The sequence below is a fragment of the Roseibium sp. genome (genome assembly GCF_048260565.1).
Taxonomy (GTDB): domain Bacteria; phylum Pseudomonadota; class Alphaproteobacteria; order Rhizobiales; family Stappiaceae; genus Roseibium.
The window spans coordinates 42,617-63,743 of the sequence record NZ_JBLXGP010000011.1 but is presented as its reverse complement, the minus strand read 5'-3'; the positions used below and the strand labels follow the sequence as shown (position 1 = coordinate 63,743).

The following is a 21,127-nucleotide window of genomic DNA, read 5'->3' as shown; positions in this document are numbered from 1 at the left end:
ATAAACCGAAATCCGGAGTACCCATGTCCGACATCAAACTGTCCAAGGAAGATCATGCCTGGCTCGCAGAGCGTATCCAGAGCTATTTCAACTCGGAACTGGATCAGGACATCGGCAACATGGACGCCGGCTTTCTGATCGACTTTTTCGCCGAAACGGCCGGTCCCGTCTTTTACAACCAGGGCCTTCGCGATGCCCAGGTCCTGTTGAGCCGCAAGCTGGAAGACGTCACCGACGAACTGTCGGCCATGGAAAAGCTATTGCCGTCAAAACGTTAGACGTCCGCTCGACGCGATCAGATTCGCCCTGCCTGGGGCAGAAAGTTCGGGATCAACAATTTCCGCACCGCAACAGGCGGCATATGTACATCTACTACATAATTTTCGAATTATCGAAATAATAAAACGAAATTCAGCACTTACAGGAAAACAACCTCCTATTAAATGTATGTTCAGCATTGTGAAAAATACTTGAAAACAATAGATTTTTATTCTTGAGCGCCGGAGACGTCAGCGGATGCTTGCCTTGAATCTTTTTGACCGTTTCACCCTTCGCAAAAGGGTAACGGCACTCGCGGCCTGCGCGATATTCGGCTTTGTCACAATCGGTGTCGTCCAGTTCTGGTCCGATCGGAAAATCGAAAAGACATCCTCCGACTATGCGGCCACCGATGCGGCCTATGAGAAGCTTAACCAGCTGGAGCGGCTCATTCTCACGCTCAGGGTTGCAGAGCAGAACCTGCGCGCCGAGCGATATGCGGAAGCCCTTCCGGCGGTTGCCGCCGCCAAGGAGAACGTGAACCGGCAGATCATTGAAGTTCAGGACGACCCGACCTTAAGCGCCGTCGAACCGGAACTCGCATCGAGCCTGAAGACCTATCTCGATGCCCTTGAACACTACTCCGGCATCCTGGCGCAGCTCGGCTACCGCGACCGGCAAAGCGTGCAGGTCACGGAAGAGGGACAAGCCGGTATCGACAGCCCGACCGGCTTTTCAGTCGATCTCAGCAACGCGGTGGCCAAACTCGCCACCCGCATTGCCGAAGAGCTGGAATTCGACGACCAGGCCGCAGTCTTTCATGTCAACGCGGCCTTTGATGGCATCCGCCGCGATATCCTGATGCTCGTCAATCAGGCGGAAAGTTCCTATGTCACCTTGATCGAACAGAAGTTCGCCGACATGCGGGACATGCTCAAGAATGAGGATCTCGATCCCGATTTCGCCGAGACCTCCAACAGCCTGATCGACGACCTTCAAACCCGCCTCGACAATCTGGGCCAGGCAGAACTCGCACTTGCAGAGGCAGGTGACACGATCAACGCCAGCTACGACCGGCTCAACCAGGGTCTGTCGGAAGTGCTGGCCGGGACCAGCGAACAGGCGAACCGCATCCGTACTGCCATGAACGGCGAACGCGCCTTTCTGTCCGGCCTGATCTTCGCCGTCGTCATCCTGACTCTTGTGGCCGTGATCGCCGCAAGCGTGCTGATCGTCCGCAGCGTCAGCCGGAACCTCTCCGATATCACCGGTGCGACCGCCGAATTGGCGGACGGCAACGTCGACTGCGCCATTCCCTATACCAAGCACGCGACCGAAATCGGTGCGCTGGCCAGGGCATTGACCGTGTTCCAGGAAAACGCACGGCAACGGTTGCGCCTGGAAAGCGAAGCGGAAGCGGAAGACACCGCGAAAGCCGCCCGCCAACAGGAAATCGAGACATCGATCGCGGACTTCAAGAGCGACATCCTGCAGCTTCTGTCCACCGCGAGCGAAACCGTCTCCGGCGCGCGCCATACGGCGAACGATCTCCTGGAAGCCAACGATCGCAACGACGCGCAAGCAGGCGCCGCCAACGAAGCCTCCCAGCAGGCCTCGACCAATGTGGAAACCGTGGCCTCCGCGAGCCAGCAGCTGACCTCGTCCATCCAGGAAATCTCCGCCCAGATCGCTGCTACTTCCGCCCAGGTGGAAAAGGTCAGCGCGAGCGCTCAGGACACGAACCGCGATGTCGATGAACTGGCCCGGGCGGCGACCAAGATCGACGAAATCATCCTGCTTATCCAGGCGATTGCGGAACAGACCAATCTTCTCGCCCTCAACGCGACGATCGAAGCCGCCCGGGCGGGCGAACACGGCAAGGGCTTTTCCATCGTGGCCAGCGAGGTGAAGTCGCTTGCCAACCAGACCGCCAGCGCAACTGAGGAAATTTCCAACCAGATCAAGGCGATCCAGCAGTCGAGCCGCTCCACCGTCTCGGCCATGACGGACATTGCCGGCATTATCGGCGAAGTTCAGAACAACACCGTCGCCATCGCCGGTGCGATCGAGGAACAGACGACGGCAACCAGCGAGATCAGCCGGAACGTCCGCGAAGCGGCGGTACGCACCCGTCTGGTGGTGGAGGCCATGTCCACCCTGCAGGCAACTGCCTCGGTAGCCAAGGCATCCGCGGGCCAGATCCGCGTCGCCTCGGAAGGCATCGACGACATCAACGGCCAGGTAAGGTCCCGCATCGACGCCTTCCTGCGCAAAGTCGCCGCAGCCTGATTTTTTTGACGGAGGCTACGAGCCTGCTGCCAGCGCAGTTCACGATTTTTCGGAGATTTAGCCCGGCGCCCTCCCCCGCCAGTCACCTCTCCTAAGGGGCGAGGGAGCAATCCATCCAAGAGTAGGAGCTTTACGCCACCTTGCGGCGTTCCAGTTTGGGCGCATGGCCGAAACGGCGCGAAAAGGCCCTGGAAAAGGCCGCCGCGCTTGAAAAGCCGCACATACGGGCGACGATCTTGACCGGGCTGCCGGCCTCCAGCTCCGCCCTGGCGATTTCCAGACGCCAGTTGGACAGATAGACCCCGGGCGTCGTTCCCACCACCTCCTTGAATGTCAACGCGAACTGCGTCCGTGACATCCCTCCGATCTCCGCCATTTTCTCCAGGGTCCATTGTCCGTCCGGTTCCTCGTGAAGAGCGACCAGAACGGACGCCAGGCGGGGGTGGGCAAGCCCTGCCAGGAGCCCCACATTGGCGGCCCCGGATTCAAGAGCGTGGCGCAACAGGCGGATCACCACCACCTCGCACAGGCGGTGAAACACCGCCTGCCCGCCGCAACGCGGATCGGTGACTTCCTCGACAAGCGGTATGACCACCGCTTCCAGATAGGGGGCGTCCGCAAGCGGAACGGAAATACAATCCGGCAGCGCCTCGACCAGATGATCGCCCGCTCCGCTGATCCCGATGTAGGCGGACACATCCGCCACTTCGCCCTCGCCACGCATTTCCGCACGACAGCAGGGATCGGTTGCGCTGCGCTTCGGGACAAAGACCAGGCGCCGTGTCTCGGCGCCATTCCGGAACACGAAAAAATTCGCAGTCGGGACTTGGGAGATGCCGCCGGGCGCAATGACCGCTGTCACGCGAAACCGTTCAATCAAAGACGACAACCGATCGAGGCCACCGTCAAATCGCGCACGTGCAACGCTTCCCATTCCGTACTCCAAATCACAAAATACGAACAAACGAACTCCGTCCGTTCAGTATTCTTTCTCGAACTCATTGAAGCTTATTTTGACCGATTGGTCCACAACAGGAGTTGAGACATGCTCATTCCCCGTCAAACTGTCCCTGAACTGGTTGTTGAAACCGTTGCCGGCGGCACGTTCGATCTGGCCACAGACAGCCCGGAATTCGCCACGCTCGTCGTCTTCTACCGCGGTCTTCACTGCCCGATCTGCGCCACCTACCTGAAGGAACTGGAGCGCCTGACACCTGAATTCGAACAACGCGGCGTAAAGACCGTCGCCATATCCTCCGACACCGAAGACAGGGCCCGACAGATGGCCGACAAGGTCGGCGCCAGGACCTTGCGCTTCGGCTACGGCCTGTCGCTCTCCAAGGCGAAGGACTGGGGGCTTTTTATCTCCACAAGCCGGGGCGCCACATCCATCGGCATCGATGAACCGATGCTCTTTTCCGAGCCCGGCATCTTCCTCGTCCGCGCGGACAACACGCTCTATTTCTCGGCAATCCAGACCATGCCGTTCAGCCGGCCGCATTTTCAGGAGATGGTGGGCGCGCTGGATTTCGTTCAGAAGAACGACTACCCGGCCCGGGGCGAATACACCGGCGCCGTGTGATTGTCGGGTTAATCCCGTCCCGCCATCCGCGTTTCGGTCACAGGATCGCGGATGGCACCGCATCCACTGTGCCGCTCCGGCTGCCGGAAGATAACAAACAAGCCCGGCAAGCCCGCCGAAATTCTACTGCACCCCCGCCACGCAGGCATCGGCCGCTGCCGCATTTGAAATGGCGATCATTTCAGGGCGGTACTCGAAATGCATGGTGTCGTAATGATACCAGCGCCCGCCCCAGATAAAGCCATGGCGCTCGAAGATCTCGACGATCTCCAGAGGCATCCGGTTTTTGTACACCGGAACCTTACCGGGCTTGCCGCCCGCCCAGCGCCAGTAGTCCGCATAGGACGTATCCAGATCGATGGCCGCGCCAAAACTGTGAACCGACAAGCGGTCCGTTCCGGCGATGTTGCGCCAGTTGAAGGTGCCCGCGCTTTTCAGCGCCGGGCGGCGCAGGCTTTCGGGCAAGGCCTTCAACTCGTCCCGAACCGCGATCAGAGCCTTGTCCACGCCAAAGGCCGTCGTGACCTGCAGTCGGTTACCGAACCAGTCGATCGTCGTCAGCCGGTCCGCCACCTGCCGGCGGGTGCCGCCGTACAGCCGCATCATCAGGTCCTGCGAGCGCACGCGTCCAGGATCGAAATCGACGGCGGGGCGAGTCTCGCACGGCCCGTGCGGATAGGTTTGGCGAAGCATGTCTTCCACATCCGCATCAACCAAAGCGTCCGCATGGCTCTTGATCCGACCGTCGTCGATCACGATCGCAGCGCCGCCGTCCTTCAGGATGAGCCGGTTGCCGTCTACACGCGACACCACATCCGGATAGCTGGCGATCAGCATATCCAGCCGCTCGCTCAAGCCGATCTCCGCAGCCCAAACAGGGCCGGTCCAGAAGGTGATCTGCCCGAGCGCCAGCAGCAACATCAAAAAAGAGCGGATCAATTGACCGTCACATTCACGGAATTCTCATAGACCTCGACCCGGATCCACACATTGTCATTGACGATGCGCCAAGCGGCATTCGGATCGATGTAGCCGTTGAGAATCATCCGTTCCATGCGCCCGCGGTTGGCGATCGAGGAAAAGAACCGGTCGCTTTCGTCGCCCCGGTCCCGAATTCCGAACTTGTGAAAGTTGGCCCGGTCCTGCCGGATGACCTGCCACGGCTCGCTCAGACGTGCGCCGCGGGAATTGTAGTGATCGGCCGGACCGAGGAAGGCGACATAGGTTTCAAGAAGCGGCCCCTGGGCCAGCGCGCCCGACAGGGATGCCCCGGCCAGCCCTGCAGCTACAACCGCGGCCGCCCCCAGATGTCTCAATAAACGTTTCATGGATCGGTCCCTTTCAGAAAACTCTGAAATCAAAGCTACACCACAGTGTGCGATGCCCCGTTGATCCGGATCAACGGGCTTGCCCGGTGTGCCGGAATTTCGAACCGCAATCAGCCGATCAGCGCCTCGACAGGATCAGCGGCCGAACAATAGGCGCCCGCAAACCGTTCGAGGTCCGCATGAGCGGGTTGAACACTCAGTTTTCTGCGAAACATGTGATCTCCACGGCAGGACCCGGAGGCACACCAGGAAGCGCATGGCAAACCAATATCCAAGCAGAAAAACGATTGTTCGATTTTACGAGTTAAAGACTGCAATTCCTGGGGGAGAGAACAACCACAGAGAAAATAATCTATTCAAATTATACAGTTATCGGGTTCTGGAAAATAGAATCGAACCTCAAACGGGCACCGGTCCGTTCATGTGAACACAGGGCCGGTGCCTGAGGTAGGCATTCTTGAAAACCGAGACCAGCGGGACCGGTCGAGGTCATGAACCACGCTCCGTGTCATACCGGTCAACGGACATGTTTCCACGGCATGGTCCGGCTGTCCCAGAACGGCCGTTCCGCTTCCCGCAAAGCCATGTCGCGGGTCAACCCGATATCGGCCAGCGCGTTATCCGGCAGTTCGGCAAGCTGCTTCCGGGTCCGCGCCGCATGACGCCACATGATCACTTTCCGGAAGGCATATGTGGCAAGAGCGGTCAGAACCGCGTGTCTGGAGGAATTGCTCCTCCAAATGATATCAACCGAACTCATATTGCACCTATTTATGTTACAATTTCTAAGATTGAGCTTATTGTCTCGGTTCAATCGTATGAATTGACTCTGAAATTGATGCAAGATAGAAAATTGTCACCATGACAACTTGGATTCCAGATATCCCCGCCGGCAAAGGGCCTATGTATGCCCGCCTGGCCAACCGAATCGCCGACGATATCGTCTCGGGCACTCTGCCGGTCGGGGCAAAATTGCCGCCCCAGCGTGACCTTGCCTATGATCTCGGAATTACGGTCGGCACGGTCGGGCGCGCCTATGCTTTGGTGCGCGAACAGGGGCTCGTCAGCGGCGAAGTCGGCAGGGGCACCTATGTTCTCGGCAGCGCCCCGGACACCGGTCTTGTCGAGGATCCGAAGCCGGACCTCAAATCGGCACCAAACGCGGCTCCGGCCGCCGCGGCGGCCTCCGGCAATGTCGCCTGGACCCGGATGGCGACATCCGTCACCGACCCCGGGTTTGCCGGGACCCGAATCCCCGTGCCAGCGATTGGCGCGATTCGCCTGGATTCCACCTCCGCGCCTGAAATCGGCCAGGCCGACATTATTCGGGAGCTGACGCTCCGGATCACCGCGGATTCGCCCTATGAAATCGCAAGTTACACCCGCGACGTGCCGGACAGCTGGCGTCAGGCCGGTCAGCAATGGCTGACGCGCGCCGGATGGCAGCCGCCGGAGGCGACCATCGTGCCGACCACCGGCGCCCAGGCCGCCATCATGGCGATTATCGCCGCCACCACCAATCCGGGCGACCGGGTCGTCTTCGAGGAACTGACCTACAGTTCCATCGCCCGCGGCGCGGCGCTGTCCGGCCGCCAGGTCGTCCAGGTTCCCCGCGACGACGAGGGGCCGTTGCCCGACGAGCTCGACAAGGTCTGCGCCCAGAAGCATCCGAAAATCCTGTTCGTGATGCCGACCATGCACAATCCAACGCTTGGGACCATGTCCGATGAGAGACGCAAGGCGATTGTCGCCGTGGCGCGGCAGCACAATCTGTGGCTCATCGAGGACGAGGTCTACGGCTCCTTGCGGGAGACCGCACTCACGCCTTTGGCCGCTCTTGCGCCGGAACGCACATTCCACGTCGGCTCGCTCTCCAAATCGGTGACCGCCGGCGTTCGCGGCGGATGGGTGTCGAGCCCTCTGTCCCACGCCCAGCGCGTCTACACAGCCCACAAGATGCTGACCGGCGGCATTTCCTTCCTGCTGGCGGAACTCTCTACCCGACTGGTGCTCTCCGGGGCCGCCTCCGACTTCCGGCAAAAGGTTCTGGCGGAGATCGCGGCCAGGCATGACCTGGTTCGGGCCTGTCTGTCCGGCTACGACATGAATTCCGCCCCTGACGCTCCGTTTTTCTGGCTGAAGCTGCCTGCGCCCTGGCTTGCCGGCAATTTCAAGACTGCCGCAGCTGCGGCACATGTCCTCATCGACGACGAGGACGAATTCAAGCCCGGCCGGACCGGGAATGTCTATCACCGGGTCCGTATCGGCTTCAGCAACCCTCGCACCCGCGAGGAAACCGCCCGGGCGCTGGAAATCATTCGTCAGCTTCTGGAGGATTCCGGCGCCTGCTATGACAGCTTCGAGTAACGAGGCGCGCAAGCCGCCGTCCCCGGCGTTCTGACGGTGAAAAAGCGGCCAATTGTCCGCGTATTGGCCTGATTTGCCTCTCCCCTTCCCCGGCTTGATCTGCTAAACCCTCGGCAAAACCGCCCCCCGGCGCACGCGCCGCAGAGATCCGGACCGACATGATCCCCAACGACATCAAGATCACGCCCGAACTCGTCGCCTCCCATGGCCTGAAGCCCGATGAATACGAGCGCATCCTTCAACTGATCGGACGCGAGCCGACCTTCACCGAGCTCGGTATCTTTTCCGCCATGTGGAACGAGCACTGTTCCTACAAGTCCTCCAAGAAATGGCTGAAGACCCTGCCGACCACCGGTCCGCGCGTGCTCGTCGGCCCCGGTGAAAACGCCGGCGTGGTGGATATCGGCGACGGCCAGGCGGTGGTCTTCAAGATGGAGAGCCACAACCACCCGTCCTACATCGAGCCCTATCAGGGCGCGGCAACCGGCGTCGGCGGCATCCTGCGCGACGTCTTCACCATGGGCGCGCGGCCCGTGGCGGCCATGAACGCCCTGCGTTTCGGCGCACCCGACCATCCGCGCACCCGCCATCTGGTGTCCGGCGTCGTTTCCGGCGTCGGCGGTTATGGTAATTCCTTCGGCGTGCCGACCGTCGGCGGTGAAGTGGAGTTCCACGCCCGCTACAACGGCAACTGCCTGGTCAACGCCTTTGCCGCCGGTCTTGCCAAATCCGACGCGATTTTCCTGGCCAAGGCGGAAGGCGTCGGCCTGCCGGTCGTCTACCTCGGCGCCAAGACCGGCCGTGACGGCGTCGGCGGCGCCACGATGGCTTCAGCTGAATTCGACGACACCATCGAGGAAAAACGCCCCACCGTACAGGTCGGCGATCCCTTCACCGAAAAATGCCTTCTGGAAGCCTGCCTGGAGCTGATGGGCACCGGTGCGGTCATCGCCATCCAGGACATGGGCGCGGCCGGCCTGACCTGTTCGGCGGTCGAAATGGGCGCCAGCGGCGACCTCGGCATCGAACTGGACCTGGACAAGGTACCGGTGCGCGAGGAACAGATGTCCCCTTACGAAATGATGCTGTCGGAAAGCCAGGAGCGTATGCTCATGGTACTGCGCCCTGAAAAGGAGCAGGAAGCCGAAGCCATTTTCAGGAAATGGGGCCTCGACTTCGCCATCGTGGGCCAGACCACCGACACCCTGCGCTTCATCGTCAAGCACCAGGGCGACGTGGTTGCCGACCTGCCGATCAAGGAACTCGGCGACGAGGCGCCCGAATACGACCGCCCCTGGGTGGAATGGCAGAAGCGTCCGGTTCTGGCCGCAAATGACATTCCGGAACCGGAGAGCTACGAAGACGCCCTTTTGAAGCTGGTCGGCGGTGCAAACGGCGCCTCGCGCCGCTGGGTCTATGAGCAGTATGACACGCTGATCCAGGGCAACAGCATGGCGACACCGGGCGGTGACGCCGGCGTCATCCGTGTGGACGGCACACGCAAGGGCCTGGCCTTCTCCGTCGACGTCACCCCGCGCTACTGCGAAGCCGATCCGTTCGAGGGCGGCAAGCAGGCGGTCGCCGAAGTCTGGCGCAACCTGACCGCGGTCGGTTCCGAGCCTCTGGCTGCGACCGACAACCTGAACTTCGGCAATCCGGAAAAGCCGGAGATCATGGGCCAGTTCGTCGGCTGCATCAAAGGCATCGGCGAGGCCTGCCGGGAACTCAACTTCCCGATCGTCTCCGGCAACGTGTCGCTCTACAACGAAACCCATGGCGAAGCGATCCTGCCTACGCCCGCCATCGGCGGTGTTGGCCTTTTACCCGACGTTTCGGTGCGCGCGGGCGCTTCCTTCGCGAACGAGGGCGATGCCATCGTCGTCATCGGCGGCAAGGGAACCCACCTCGGCGCATCCCAGTATCTGGCCGATGTTCTGAGCCGCGAAGACGGCGCCCCGCCCCCGGTCGACCTGGCAGCTGAAAAGCGCAACGGCGACCTGGTCCGCCAGCTGATCGGCGGCGCCCGTGTCACCGGCGTGCACGACATCTCGTCGGGTGGTCTCGGCGTCGCTCTGGCCGAAATGGCCATGACCGGCGGTATCGGCGCAACCGTCAAGCTGGAAGGCCCGGCTCACGCTGCACTCTTCGGCGAGGACCAGGGGCGCTATGTCGTCACCGTTGCGGCCGACAAGCTGGATGCCCTGCTCAAGGATGCCGCCGAACAGGGGATCCCGGCGGATCCCATCGGCGCGACCGGCGGTAAGGATTTGACTGTTGAGGGTACCCTCACCATATCCATTGCAAAGCTGAAGGAAGCGCACGAGAATTGGTTCCCGAATTACATGGCCGCTTCGTAACGGCCGTGTGGGGAAAGAGAGTGCGGGAAGGACAATAAAAAATGCCCATGGATGCGAATGAGATCAAAGCCCTGATTCAGGAGGCTTTGCCCGACGCAAAGATCGAGATCCGCGATCTGGCCGGCGACGGAGACCACTATGCGGCCAATGTCGTCTCTGAAACTTTCCGGGGCATCAGCCGGGTGCAGCAGCACCAGCTTGTCTACAAGGCCCTGAAGGGCAACATGGGCGGCGAGCTTCACGCGCTTGCCCTGCAGACATCGGCGCCGGACTAAGCCCGGCGTAACGTTTGTTCAGCATCAGCTACGAACGGCAGCAGAATTAAAAAAGGACGGAACATCATGAGCATCCAGGACTGGATCAAGAACGAAGTCGAAACCAACGATGTCGTGCTCTTCATGAAGGGCACTCCGAATTTCCCGCAGTGCGGGTTCTCCGGACAGGTCGTACAGATCCTCGACTACGTCGGCGTGCCTTATAAGGGTATCAACGTTCTCGAAGACGACGATCTGCGCCAGGGCATCAAGGAATTCGCCAGCTGGCCGACCATCCCGCAGCTCTATATCAAGGGCGAATTCGTCGGCGGCTGCGACATCATCCGCGAAATGTTCCAGAACAAGGAGCTCCAGGCAGCCTTCACCGAAAAAGGCATCGAAGTTCAGCAGAGCGCCTGAGGAAACGGGGCACCAAAATTCGTTCAGTACAAAGGGCGGATACCTTGTCCGCCCTTTTGTTTTTCGGTCCGTCCACATTTCTCCACACGCGGAACGAATGTCAAAACCAGGCAATTTTTGCCGATTTACTCGAATCGTCTATGATGAACCCTAGGTGAATGCCGGATTCAGGGTCAGTTCAGTCGTGTACCGCCATTCTCCGTTCATGACGCAGAGGTCGATTGCCGGGTTAGAGGCAGATCGCCAACGACAGGGGAACGGGGACTATGAGGATTGTCACAGTTGCAGTTGCGGCAGCAGCACTGGCCGGAGTGGTCTACGGCTCGGCCTCAGGCCAGCAGAATGACACCGATCTGAGACGCATCGACTGTTCGCGAATGACGGTGTTCGCTCCTCAGGGCGGAACATCCCCCGATGACGTTTGCCGCAGTTACGGCGGTGTGGCGAAGATCGGTGCGACACCGTCCGAGACCGGACTGGTCATCCTCGTCCGCAACCAGCCCATGGGCGGCTTTGACGGCCAGACCACGGTGCGATAACAGAGCGTACGGCGGGCGACCCGCACGCCAAACGCCGCACACCCCGTTTATTCCGCTGCGAACAGCTTTGCCGTCATCGCAAGGCTCGCACCGCAAGGCTCTTCCGCCTCGCCGGTTCCATCCTCAACCGAACCGCCTCCCGGACGCAGATTGATAAAATCAAAGAGCGAGCGGTCCAGCAGATGGGACGGCCGTGTGTGGGCAAGCGCACGCGCCATGACCCCGAGACGGCCCGGTGACTGCTTTTCCCAGCCCTGCAGCATCTGCTTGATTTCTTCGCGCTGCAGCCCGTCCTGCGAGCCGCACAGATTGCAGGGGATGATCGGAAACGCCATACCCCTGGCGAATCTCTCGATATCGCTTTCCGCCGAATAGGCCAATGGGCGCAGGACCAGCAAGTCGCCTTCGTCATTCACCAGTTTCGGCGGCATGGAGGCAAGCCGCCCGCCGTGGAACAGGTTCATGAAGAAGGTTTCCAGGATGTCCTCCCGGTGATGGCCGAGCACGATGGCCTCGCAGCCCTGTTCGCGGGCAATCCGGTAAAGAATGCCGCGCCGGAGCCTGGAGCACAGCGAGCAATAGGTGCGGTGCGCCGGGATCTTGTCGGTGACGATCGAATAGGTATCCTCGCGCACGATGATGTGCTCGATGCCGTTGTCCTTAAAGAACTGCGGCAGCACATGGGCCGGAAAGCCGGGCTGCGCCTGGTCCAGATTGCAGGCGATCAGTTCGACCGGCAGGAGCCCCCGCCATTTCAGCTCCATCAGCACCGCCAGCAGCGTGTAGCTGTCCTTACCGCCTGACAGGCAGACCAGCCATTTGGCAGGTTTTTCTCCTGTTTCCTTCGGAAGCATGGCGAAATCGTCGATCGCCTGGCGCGCCTGACGCAACAGCCGTTTGCGCAGTTTCTTGAACTCGACACCCGTCGGCGCATTGCGGAACAGGGCCGGAACGTCTGCATCCGCAGCAGCTTGCTCCGCGCGCGGACTGTCGTCGATCTCGGCTTCGGGCAAGGACGTCTGCTTTTCCATATCTCGTCTCGGGCGTCGGAATCCGTCTTTGCCGCTCAATATCGGAATGGCGGAACCGGAGCAAATTTTCTTTTGCTTTAATGGGTGGGGGCGCTTGGGTTCCAGGAGCGGCAGCGGTGGCTCCCGCAGACTATCCCTCGTCCGTCTTGCCATGGCTCGACCATGGCATCCATGCCGTTTCCTCACGATACGGCCTTGAAGTACCTTGAGACAAGGCTACGGCATGGATCCTCGGGTCAAGCCCACTGATGTCCGGTTTAACGCCGAATGTGTTGGAACCCTGGCTTTTCCGCTTGTATTCCTCTCCCCCCTTGAGGGGGAGATGTCTCCGTCAGGAGACAGAGGGGGGTATAAGTCTCTCGGAAAATTCGGCTTTTTCGAAAATGCGGCACCGTTTCACCCCCCTCTGTCGGCTCACGCCGACATCTCCCCCTCAAGCGGGGAGACGGGAGTGAGCCGGACTGTTTTTCCTGTCCACTTTGTCCCGGATGCGGAATTCCAGTGATATGTCAAATGCTTGAAGAAAGACATCATAGCTAAACCCGACAGGAGTGGGTCAAAGCCCGAGGATGACGGTTAGAGTGTGGGGCCGCTTCCTGATGTCTATTTCAGCGTCTCGTCGAAGACCTCCAGCATCGCCGCCCAGGACCGTTTGTCCGCGGTCTCGTTGTACTGGAGATTGTCCATGCCGTAGTCGCCCGCATTCGGATTGGTGAAGCCGTGGCGTGCCCCGGAAAAGATCATCATTTCCCAGTCGGCGCCCGCCCGGTCGAGCCCTTTCTGGAACGCATCGATGCGGTCTGCGGGAATGAAGGCATCGTCCCGCCCGTGGGCGACCAGAACCTGCGGCTTGATCTCCGTCACCGTTTCGGGCGCCGGCGGCAGCGATCCGTGAAAGCTGACCACCGCCTTCACATCCGCCCCCGCATAGGCCATCTGCATGACGGTCGCCCCGCCAAAGCAATAGCCGATCGCGGCCACCTTGGCGCCGTCCACGTTGTCCTGAGCCTTCAGTACATCGAGACCGCGCTGTGCGCGGGCCTGCCAGGCGTCGATGTTGGAGGTGATCTGCTTCATCCATTCGCCGGCTTCCTTGCCGTGCTCGGTGACCTTGTCGTCGCCATACATATCGAGGGCGAAAGCCACATAACCTTCCTTCGCCAGCGCCTCCGCGCGCGACTTGGCATAGTCGTTCAATCCCCACCATTCATGCACGACCAGCACACCCGGCTGCTTGCCGGACATCGCATCGTCCCAGGCAAGCACGCCTTTCAGCACCGTATCGCCGTCCTGGTATTCGATGGTCTTCGTCTGCACTTCGGCCTGTGCGCCAAAGGCGGAAAGCCCTGCACCGCCCGCGAGAACCAAAGCCACGGCAAACCGGAAAATCTTCTGCATCTGTCGTCCCTCCATTTTTGGATGTACCCGACCCTTGCGGTCACGCGGCACCGTCAAACAGAAAAAACATAGGCTTGGCACCGGCGGTCATAAAGTGCCTATGCCCCCGATGGCAGTCACGGTTCCGTTACGGCAAGACCCAGACAAACAAAAACCCCGCCGGAGATCGGCGGGGTTTTCGATTCGATAAAGGCTTTTTCGAAACGGTGGCCCGTTTCCGCTGCCCGATCAGCGCGAGTAGAACTCGACCACCAGGTTCGGTTCCATCTGCACCGGATACGGCACGTCGGAAAAAGCCGGAACGCGGGTGTAGGTCGCGGTCATCTTGTTATGATCGACATCGATGTAATCCGGCACGTCACGCTCCGCGGACTGCACGGCTTCCAGAACCAGAGCCATCTGCTTGGACCGATCGCGGACTTCGATCACGTCACCCGGACGGACGCGGTAAGACGGGATGTTGACCCGCTTGCCGTTCACCTTCACGTGGCCGTGGTTGACGAACTGGCGCGATGCAAACACGGTCGGCACGAACTTGGCGCGGTAGATGATGGCATCCAGACGGCGCTCCAGGAGGCCGATCAGGTTTTCCGACGTATCGCCGCGCATACGGGACGCCTCGTCATAAACCTTGCGGAACTGCTTTTCGGAGATGTTTCCGTAATAGCCCTTCAGCTTCTGCTTGGCGCGGAGCTGAACACCGAAGTCGGACAGCTTGCCCTTGCGGCGCTGACCGTGCTGGCCGGGACCGTATTCACGCTTGTTGGCCGGGCTCTTCGGACGACCCCAGATGTTTTCACCCATCCGGCGGTCGATTTTGTACTTTACGCTATGGCGCTTCGACATCGCGGTTTCCTTTGATTTCGCGTTGTTCTTACAAGGAAACGCGCCCTCCTTTGTCTCTCTTCCGGACGTATCCTGAAAAGGAGAGACCGACAGGGACCTGGCTAGACTGCGCCGGCCGGATACCCACGGGTGCGTGTTGTCCGCGAGCATGACGCTCACGGATCGCGGCGTGTTACCCAAAGCAGGCCTGAATGTCAATCTTTGTCGACGCTTCACTCGGGACTTCAACCGACTCACAACCGAGGATACGCGCACTCAGTACACGTTTTGCATCGCAATATGGAGTTAAAGTGCAGAAATCTGCGGTCCGGCGTTTCAGAAATCAACTACCAGCGGTAGAATTAATGCATTCATTTAGAAATTTTTAAGTGCATATCCGCAGTATCGCCACAATTATCACACTGTCAAAATTCGGGAGGTCGACGGTCACATAGTTTGTGACCGAATTCTTCGCGGATTTCGTCCGGAGGCACCACATTGAGCCCCGCCGTACAACATACGCTGAATAACTTCGAGCAACTGCGCGAGATAGCTGCCCGTGGCCTGGCGGTAAATCATATTGTCGATAACGTAAAATACGCGTTCCAGCCCATCGTCGATCTGGGCAGCGGCGTTGTCTATGCCTATGAAGCCCTTGTCCGCAATCTCGACGAACTCGGTCTCAGGTATCCGGAACAGCTGTTCGATTTCGCGTTTAACGCCGGTGTTCTCGCAGAACTGGAATACCGCCTGTTTGAAAAGGCACTGACCGGTTTCTGCCATCTGCCAATGGCCCGCGGCACCAAGCTCTTCTTCAACATCGATGGGCGGGGCCTGGGTCACGGCGACGACCTCCGAATGAAGCTCGATGACGCCCTTCCCCCGTTCGGCCTGTCTCCCAGCCAGATCTGTCTGGAACTTTCCGAACGCCACAAGGATGCCTATTGCGACATTACCGATCATGCCCTGAGCAACCTGCGCCAGAGAGGATTTCTCCTCGCCCTTGACGATTTCGGCCGCGGCTTTTCCGACCTGCGCCTCCTGCACGATATTTCACCCGACCACGTCAAGATCGACCGTTTTTTTCTGAGCAGCATCGATGCCGATCCCCGGCGCAAGATGTTCGTCACCACCGTCGCCAACCTGGCCCATGTGCTCGGCGCCCGCGTGGTCGCGGAAGGTGTGGAAACCGAAAGGGAATACAAGGCGTGCCGGGACGCCGGCTGCGACATGATCCAGGGCTATTATGTCGCCCGGCCCTTTATCGAAAAATCCCAAGCCAAGCTGTTTTACGATCATATCCGCGGCCCGGTCTTCGGCGGCAAACGCCAGGAGGAGGAAACCCGGATCCGGAACGAGCTTCTGGAACTTCCGACCGTTCCCTTCGACGCCTCCATGCGCGACCTGCTGGATCTTTTCGTCAGCGATCAGGACATCAGCGTCATTCCGGTCGTCGATTCCAGCAACGAACCGCGCGGCCTGATCCATGAACGCGACCTCAAGGCCTATCTTTATGCCGGCGGCTCGGACGAGGACGACTATGACGCCGCTCTGGACCTGCCGCTCCGGAGCTTCGTGCGCTCCTGCCCGATCGCCGACATCGATTCCAATGCGGACATGCTGCTGGTCACCTTCGCCTCGTCGCTGAATTCAGACGGCATCCTGATTACCCAGAACTTTCGCTATGTCGGCTTTCTCTCCGCCACGTCGCTTCTGAAGATCATCCACGAAAAGCGTCTGGAGGAAGCCCAGGATCAGAATCCGCTGACACGGCTTCCCGGCAACGGCGCTGTCGACCGTTTCATCATCGATGCCGCCCGGCCGCGCAGCACCATGCGCCACCTGTGCTATTTCGACTTCGACAACTTCAAACCCTTTAACGACACCTACGGCTACCGCCAGGGCGACCGGGCCATCATCCTGTTCGGCGAGTTGCTGCAGCGCTTCGTGACCGGATCGGGCACCTTCCGCGGCCATATCGGCGGCGACGATTTCTTTGCCGGATTCCTGTCCGGCGACCAGACGGAAATCGCAGCCAAAATGCTGTCGTTGAAGCGCGCCTTCAAATCGGATGTGGAAAGCTTTTACGAACCCGAACACCGCGAACAGGGATATATCGAGGCCGTGGACCGGTTCGGCTCGAATCGCCTGTTCTCGCTACTCGATTGTTCGATCTCGATCCTCTCCCTGCCGGCGAACACGACAATGCATCCCGATCAGCTCAACGAAGCCATGGCATCGCTGAAACGGGAGGCCAAGCGCTCCGACGACGGCCTCGCGGTTCGCACGCTTGACGCCTACGAGACCGTCGACGTTTCAAAGGGATAATCCGAATCCTGCGAGAAAGCGGCTGAGTTCGGGCGCGTTCGTCCCGGACGTGAAGATGGCGACGTCCGGCTTGGCGGACGGCGCGCCGTTCATGTCGCCGTCCAGCACCCGGTAGACCTGACGGGCGATCGCCTCCGCCGGGTCGAGCCAGTCGACCGGCCAGGGCGCAATCCGCCGAAACCGGTTGGCGAGAAACGGATAATGGGTACAGGCAAGCACGACGATATCGGTCCGTCGGCCTTCCTGCTCCAGAAAACAGTCTCCGATTTCAGCCAGCAGGTCTTCATCATCGACCGCCTGACGGCGCACATGCCGTTCCGCCAGTTCCGCCAGCCGGTCGGAGCCGACCAGGCGGACATGGCACTGGCTGGCGAAGGTGTCGATCAGCGAACGCGTATAGGCCCGTTTGACGGTGCCGGGCGTCGCCAGCACGGAAATGAGACCCGAGCGGGTCTGCTCCGCCGCAGGCTTGATCGCCGGTACCGTACCAACGAAGCGGGTTTCCGGGTAGGCCGCCCGAAGGGCAGCCCCGGCGAGCGTGAACGCGGTGTTGCAGGCAATGACGATGGCTTTCGGATCGTGTTCGCCAATCAGGCCCCCGAACAGCTCCAAAAGCCGCGCCTTCAGCGGCTCCTCGTCCCAGGCGCCATAGGGAAACCCCCCGTCGTCAGCGACATAAAGTAGCCGTTCATAGGGCAGTGCCAGGCGAACTTCCCGCAAAACGGTCAGACCTCCGATCCCTGAATCGAAAACGAGAACTGGCCGGTCTGCCTGGGTCATTTGGTCAATTTTCCTGTTCGTCGTCCGTTTCCTCGGGTCGCGGGCGCGTCCTGCGTTTTTCAAGAGCGGCCACGACCCCGCGCAAGGCGCGGACTTCCTGATCGGAAAGCTGCGCCTTCTGGAAGATATTGCGCAAGGTTCTGACCATATGAGGGCGTCTTTCGGGCGGTCTGAAGAAAGTCACGCCATCAAGCGCGCCTTCCAGGTGATCGAAGAAACGGAAGAGATCATCCTTGGAAACCGGCGGGTTTTCCTCTTCACTCAGGCGGAAGGGCAGCGCCCCCGCGGTCGCCGTCTTGCGCCATTCATAGGCGCAGACCAGAACCGCCTGGGCGATGTTGAGGGAGGCGAACTCCGGATCGACCGGCAGGGTCACGATCTCGTCGGCAAGTGCGACCTCGTCGTTGTTGAGCCCCCAGCGTTCGCGACCGAAGAGATAGCCGGTCGCCAAACCGTCGGCGCCGAGCCCGACCACCTTTGCCGCCGCCTCGTCCGGCCCGCGCACGGGCTTTGCCACCTCGCGCGAGCGGGCGGTCGTCGCATAGACGAAGCTCAGGTCGGCTATGGCGGCCTCGACGCTGTCGAACACCTGCACATGATCGATCACATGGTCCGCCCGGCTGGCGGCCGCCCGCGCCTTTTCGCTCGGCCAGCCGTCGCGCGGATTGACGATCCGAAGATCGGTCAGACCGAAATTCGCCATGGCGCGCGCAGCCGTGCCGATGTTCTCGCCAAGCTGCGGCTCGCACAGGATGACCGCCGGCGGCTTCACCGCCACCTGCCGCGCCTCGTCCCGGATATTTGCGTTTCTGCTCATGGGAGGGGCATGTAGCCGAAGCCCGGTGGAATGGGAAGAGGGCACGACAATTGCCAGCCCCGTCCATCCTCCGGCTCAAGACCCAAGCTGCTTGTAAAACACCGTCGTCGCGTCCAGCCCACCCCTGGCGGCATGGGCATAACCGGGGATGACCCCGACCCGGCTGTAGCCGGCTTTCGGATAGACACCTTCCGCCGTATCGCCGGTCACCGTATCCAGAACCAGAAGGGTGCGCCCCAGTGACAGGGCCAGGCCTTCCACCGCGGCCAGCAGCTTTCGGGAAAGGCCCTGACGTCTTGCCTGCGGGTGCACCATCAGCTTGGCGACCTCCGCCCGGTGGCGGCCGTTGTCCTGTGGCGCCAGTTCCAGCATCACCGTCCCGACGATCCTGCCGTCGATGCGGGCGACCAGAAGGTGTCTCTCTCCGGCACGAAGGCCGGCCAGACGGCTGCGCCAGAAGGCCTCTGCCGCCTGTTTTTCAAACGGCAGCACGAAACCGATCCCGGCACCTCCCTGGACACAGGCCCATAGCACCTCGCCCAGCGCGGCAAGTTCCGCTTCCGCCCGATCCGCGGTCAGGTATTCAATTGGAGGCAGAATTGTGAAGGCAGGCTTGGTCATGGTGTAATCACACAAAGGAGATAATGCGCGTCCTCCGGACCGGGGGCGCGGTAGCTGTTGCCGCTTGTCAGCTTGAACCGCAGACAGTCTCCCGCCTCCAGCGCATGGGAGGCCTCGCCGAGTACCACTTCAAGGCGCCCGGAACGAAGCAGGAGATGATGTTCAAGGCCCGGTATCGGCGTGTCGGAATAAGTCACCTCACGACCCGCCGGCAGCGTGCCCTCGATGACCGACCCCTTGTAGCCGGTCCTGGCCGGAGAGACGTTCCGCCGGCGAAAACCGGTTTGAGGATCGGCCCATTCCTGTTGAACGGCGTGGGAAACAAGATCCTCGCCCGGGTCCTCCAGCCCTGAAAACAGGGCCGCCATCGGCATCTGATAGGCAGCTGCAAGCTGTCCGAGCACATGGGCGGTCGGACTGGTTTGGCCGCGCTCGATGCGCGACAGGCTCGCCCGACTTATGCCGCTCTGTTCGGCAAGCTCTTCCAGAGACCAGCTCCGCGCCTGCCGCAGACGGGTCAGCCGTGCTGCCAGCGCGGCATCGGGGGGAAGCGGTTTGCCATCCTCATTTCTCATATTCGGGAATTAATCCCGAATATGAGAATATTGCAAGCCTGATTATGTGGCTGTTTGACCTGCGTCAGACGCGGGAGAACACCGCGCTGGCGTTCACCCCGCCGAAGCCGAAGCCATTGGTGAGGATATGGTCCACCTTGCGCGTAATTGCCTTTCCCGGGATCAGCTCGAACCGGGAGAGCGCCTCGTCCGGCGTCTCCAGATTGCGCGACGGCGGCAACAATCCGGAGGTTAGCGCCTTGACGCAGGCGATCGCCTCGACGCCGCCGGCCGCACCGAGCAGATGACCGAACATGGATTTGCTGGAGGAAACGGCCAGATCCTTGGCCCGTCCGGCAAACAGGGTGGTCAGAGCGGCAATCTCCGCCGCATCGCCCACGGGCGTCGAGGTGGAATGGGCGTTGACGTAGCCGATGTCCTTAGGCTCAAGCCGTGCCATCTGGAGCGCCTTGCGCATGGCCCGCAGCCCACCTTCCCCGTCCGGCGGCGACGCCGTCACGTGATAGGCGTCCGCCGACGTGCCGTAACCGGTGACCTCGGCCAGCGGTTCAGCGCCCCGTGCCCGCGCATGCTCCTCGCTCTCCAGCACCAGGATGCCGGCCCCCTCGCCCATGATGAAGCCGTCCCGGTCCTGATCGAAGGGACGCGAAGCGTGGGACGGATCGTCGTTGCGTTTGGTGGACATCGCCTTGGCCGCGGAAAAGCCGGCCATGGACACCGGATCAAGGCAGGCCTCGGTACCGCCGGCCACCATCACTTCGGCCTCGCCGCTGCGGATCATGCGCACCGCATCGCCGATGGCCTGGAGACTTGCGGCACAGGCCGTGACCGGCGCGCCGAGAGGCCCTTTCAGGCCGTGACGGATGGACACCTGGCCGCTCGCCAGATTGGCGAGAAACGACGGCACCAGGAAGGGAGAGACCCGACGCGGCCCGCGGTCTGCCACCAGCCGGGCCGCGGCCGTCATCGCCGGAAAGCCGCCGACGCCGGTGGCGATGATCGTTCCCGTCGCTTCCTGGTCCTCGGCCTTTTTCGGAAACCAGCCTGCCTGGGCCAGGGCCTCGTCGGCAGCGGCGATGGCATAGTGGATGAACCGGTCCATGCGCTTCTGTTCGCGCGGCTCCAGGAACTTGTCGACATCGAAACCGTCCGGGTCTTCCGCTGCAGTCGGCACTTCACCGGCGATCTTGCAGGCGAACTCCGCCGCATCGAAGCGGGTGATCTGCCGGATCCCGTTGGCCCCGTCGCAGACACGCCGCCAGAAGGCTTCAAGCCCCACGCCGAGCGGCGAAACCACCCCCATACCCGTCACAACGATCTTTCTCATAAGTCCTCCAGACTGTGTAGATACACATTTC

At 61.0% G+C, this 21,127-nt stretch carries 21 protein-coding genes; 9 read left to right on the top strand and 12 right to left on the bottom strand.

Annotation, left to right across the window (positions count from 1 at the left end; all coding sequences use genetic code 11):
* Positions 1 to 23: 23 nt before the first annotated feature.
* A complete protein-coding gene (locus tag ACN0SO_RS19950) occupies positions 24 to 278 on the top strand; it encodes a DUF2164 domain-containing protein (protein ID WP_417680485.1) in 255 nt (84 codons plus the stop codon).
* Between the two features lie 238 nt (positions 279 to 516).
* On the top strand, positions 517 to 2,547 hold the full coding sequence (locus ACN0SO_RS19945) for a methyl-accepting chemotaxis protein (protein ID WP_417680484.1): 2,031 nt from the start codon (positions 517 to 519) through the stop codon (positions 2,545 to 2,547).
* A gap of 130 nt (positions 2,548 to 2,677) precedes the next feature.
* Here the strand turns inward: ACN0SO_RS19945 and ACN0SO_RS19940 are convergent, their stop codons facing one another.
* Positions 2,678 to 3,409, bottom strand: a complete 732-nt coding sequence (locus tag ACN0SO_RS19940; RefSeq protein WP_417680483.1) for an AraC family transcriptional regulator — start codon at positions 3,407 to 3,409, stop codon at positions 2,678 to 2,680.
* A 183-nt stretch (positions 3,410 to 3,592) separates the two neighbouring features.
* Between ACN0SO_RS19940 and ACN0SO_RS19935 the strand changes: the two genes are divergently transcribed.
* Positions 3,593 to 4,129, top strand: a complete 537-nt coding sequence (locus tag ACN0SO_RS19935) for a peroxiredoxin-like family protein (RefSeq protein ID WP_417680482.1) — start codon at positions 3,593 to 3,595, stop codon at positions 4,127 to 4,129.
* A 123-nt stretch (positions 4,130 to 4,252) separates the two neighbouring features.
* On the opposite strand, the gene ACN0SO_RS19930 is transcribed toward ACN0SO_RS19935, so the two are convergent.
* From ACN0SO_RS19930 to ACN0SO_RS19920, 3 genes are all read right to left on the bottom strand, one after another.
* On the bottom strand, positions 4,253 to 5,068 hold the full coding sequence (locus tag ACN0SO_RS19930; RefSeq protein ID WP_417680481.1) for a M15 family metallopeptidase: 816 nt from the start codon (positions 5,066 to 5,068) through the stop codon (positions 4,253 to 4,255).
* The gene (locus ACN0SO_RS19925) at positions 5,065 to 5,457 is read right to left on the bottom strand and encodes a hypothetical protein (RefSeq protein ID WP_417680480.1); all 393 of its coding nucleotides are present in this window, start codon (positions 5,455 to 5,457) and stop codon (positions 5,065 to 5,067) included. The genes ACN0SO_RS19930 and ACN0SO_RS19925 overlap by 4 nt, the downstream gene beginning before the upstream one ends.
* A gap of 517 nt (positions 5,458 to 5,974) precedes the next feature.
* The gene (locus ACN0SO_RS19920; RefSeq protein ID WP_417680479.1) at positions 5,975 to 6,127 is read right to left on the bottom strand and encodes a DUF1127 domain-containing protein; all 153 of its coding nucleotides are present in this window, start codon (positions 6,125 to 6,127) and stop codon (positions 5,975 to 5,977) included.
* A gap of 191 nt (positions 6,128 to 6,318) precedes the next feature.
* Between ACN0SO_RS19920 and ACN0SO_RS19915 the strand changes: the two genes are divergently transcribed.
* The 5 genes from ACN0SO_RS19915 to ACN0SO_RS19895 all read left to right on the top strand — a co-directional run bounded on the left by ACN0SO_RS19915 (position 6,319) and on the right by ACN0SO_RS19895 (position 11,394).
* Complete coding sequence (locus ACN0SO_RS19915) at positions 6,319 to 7,824, top strand: PLP-dependent aminotransferase family protein (RefSeq protein ID WP_417680478.1); 1,506 nt, start codon at positions 6,319 to 6,321, stop codon at positions 7,822 to 7,824.
* Positions 7,825 to 7,982: 158 nt separating this feature from the next.
* Complete coding sequence (gene purL / locus ACN0SO_RS19910; RefSeq protein WP_417680477.1) at positions 7,983 to 10,181, top strand: phosphoribosylformylglycinamidine synthase subunit PurL; 2,199 nt, start codon at positions 7,983 to 7,985, stop codon at positions 10,179 to 10,181.
* Between the two features lie 41 nt (positions 10,182 to 10,222).
* The gene (locus ACN0SO_RS19905) at positions 10,223 to 10,456 is read left to right on the top strand and encodes a BolA family protein (protein ID WP_417680476.1); all 234 of its coding nucleotides are present in this window, start codon (positions 10,223 to 10,225) and stop codon (positions 10,454 to 10,456) included.
* Positions 10,457 to 10,522: 66 nt separating this feature from the next.
* The gene (gene grxD / locus ACN0SO_RS19900) at positions 10,523 to 10,855 is read left to right on the top strand and encodes a Grx4 family monothiol glutaredoxin (protein ID WP_417680475.1); all 333 of its coding nucleotides are present in this window, start codon (positions 10,523 to 10,525) and stop codon (positions 10,853 to 10,855) included.
* 266 nt (positions 10,856 to 11,121) lie between these two features.
* Positions 11,122 to 11,394 (top strand): antitermination protein, encoded by a 273-nt coding sequence (locus tag ACN0SO_RS19895; RefSeq protein WP_417680474.1) that lies wholly within the window; start codon positions 11,122 to 11,124, stop codon positions 11,392 to 11,394.
* A 47-nt stretch (positions 11,395 to 11,441) separates the two neighbouring features.
* Here the strand turns inward: ACN0SO_RS19895 and ttcA are convergent, their stop codons facing one another.
* The 3 genes from ttcA to rpsD all read right to left on the bottom strand — a co-directional run bounded on the left by ttcA (position 11,442) and on the right by rpsD (position 14,669).
* On the bottom strand, positions 11,442 to 12,425 hold the full coding sequence (ttcA, locus tag ACN0SO_RS19890) for a tRNA 2-thiocytidine(32) synthetase TtcA (protein ID WP_417680473.1): 984 nt from the start codon (positions 12,423 to 12,425) through the stop codon (positions 11,442 to 11,444).
* 603 nt (positions 12,426 to 13,028) lie between these two features.
* On the bottom strand, positions 13,029 to 13,823 hold the full coding sequence (locus tag ACN0SO_RS19885; RefSeq protein ID WP_417680472.1) for a dienelactone hydrolase family protein: 795 nt from the start codon (positions 13,821 to 13,823) through the stop codon (positions 13,029 to 13,031).
* 228 nt (positions 13,824 to 14,051) lie between these two features.
* Positions 14,052 to 14,669 (bottom strand): 30S ribosomal protein S4, encoded by a 618-nt coding sequence (gene rpsD / locus ACN0SO_RS19880; RefSeq protein WP_417680471.1) that lies wholly within the window; start codon positions 14,667 to 14,669, stop codon positions 14,052 to 14,054.
* A 477-nt stretch (positions 14,670 to 15,146) separates the two neighbouring features.
* On the opposite strand from rpsD, the gene ACN0SO_RS19875 reads away from it, so the two are divergent.
* Positions 15,147 to 16,976: an EAL domain-containing protein gene (locus ACN0SO_RS19875; protein WP_417680470.1), complete on the top strand. Its 1,830-nt coding sequence runs from the start codon at positions 15,147 to 15,149 to the stop codon at positions 16,974 to 16,976.
* Here ACN0SO_RS19875 and murI read toward each other — a convergent pair.
* The 5 genes from murI to fabF all read right to left on the bottom strand — a co-directional run bounded on the left by murI (position 16,965) and on the right by fabF (position 21,096).
* A complete protein-coding gene (murI, locus tag ACN0SO_RS19870; RefSeq protein WP_417680469.1) occupies positions 16,965 to 17,756 on the bottom strand; it encodes a glutamate racemase in 792 nt (263 codons plus the stop codon). The genes ACN0SO_RS19875 and murI overlap by 12 nt on opposite strands.
* Positions 17,757 to 17,760: 4 nt before the next feature.
* Complete coding sequence (locus ACN0SO_RS19865) at positions 17,761 to 18,573, bottom strand: RNA methyltransferase (RefSeq protein ID WP_417680468.1); 813 nt, start codon at positions 18,571 to 18,573, stop codon at positions 17,761 to 17,763.
* 75 nt (positions 18,574 to 18,648) lie between these two features.
* Positions 18,649 to 19,194, bottom strand: a complete 546-nt coding sequence (locus tag ACN0SO_RS19860) for a GNAT family N-acetyltransferase (protein ID WP_417680467.1) — start codon at positions 19,192 to 19,194, stop codon at positions 18,649 to 18,651.
* On the bottom strand, positions 19,191 to 19,769 hold the full coding sequence (locus tag ACN0SO_RS19855) for a helix-turn-helix domain-containing protein (RefSeq protein ID WP_417680466.1): 579 nt from the start codon (positions 19,767 to 19,769) through the stop codon (positions 19,191 to 19,193). The genes ACN0SO_RS19860 and ACN0SO_RS19855 overlap by 4 nt, the downstream gene beginning before the upstream one ends.
* A gap of 64 nt (positions 19,770 to 19,833) precedes the next feature.
* The gene (fabF, locus tag ACN0SO_RS19850) at positions 19,834 to 21,096 is read right to left on the bottom strand and encodes a beta-ketoacyl-ACP synthase II (protein ID WP_417680465.1); all 1,263 of its coding nucleotides are present in this window, start codon (positions 21,094 to 21,096) and stop codon (positions 19,834 to 19,836) included.
* Positions 21,097 to 21,127: the final 31 nt, after the last annotated feature.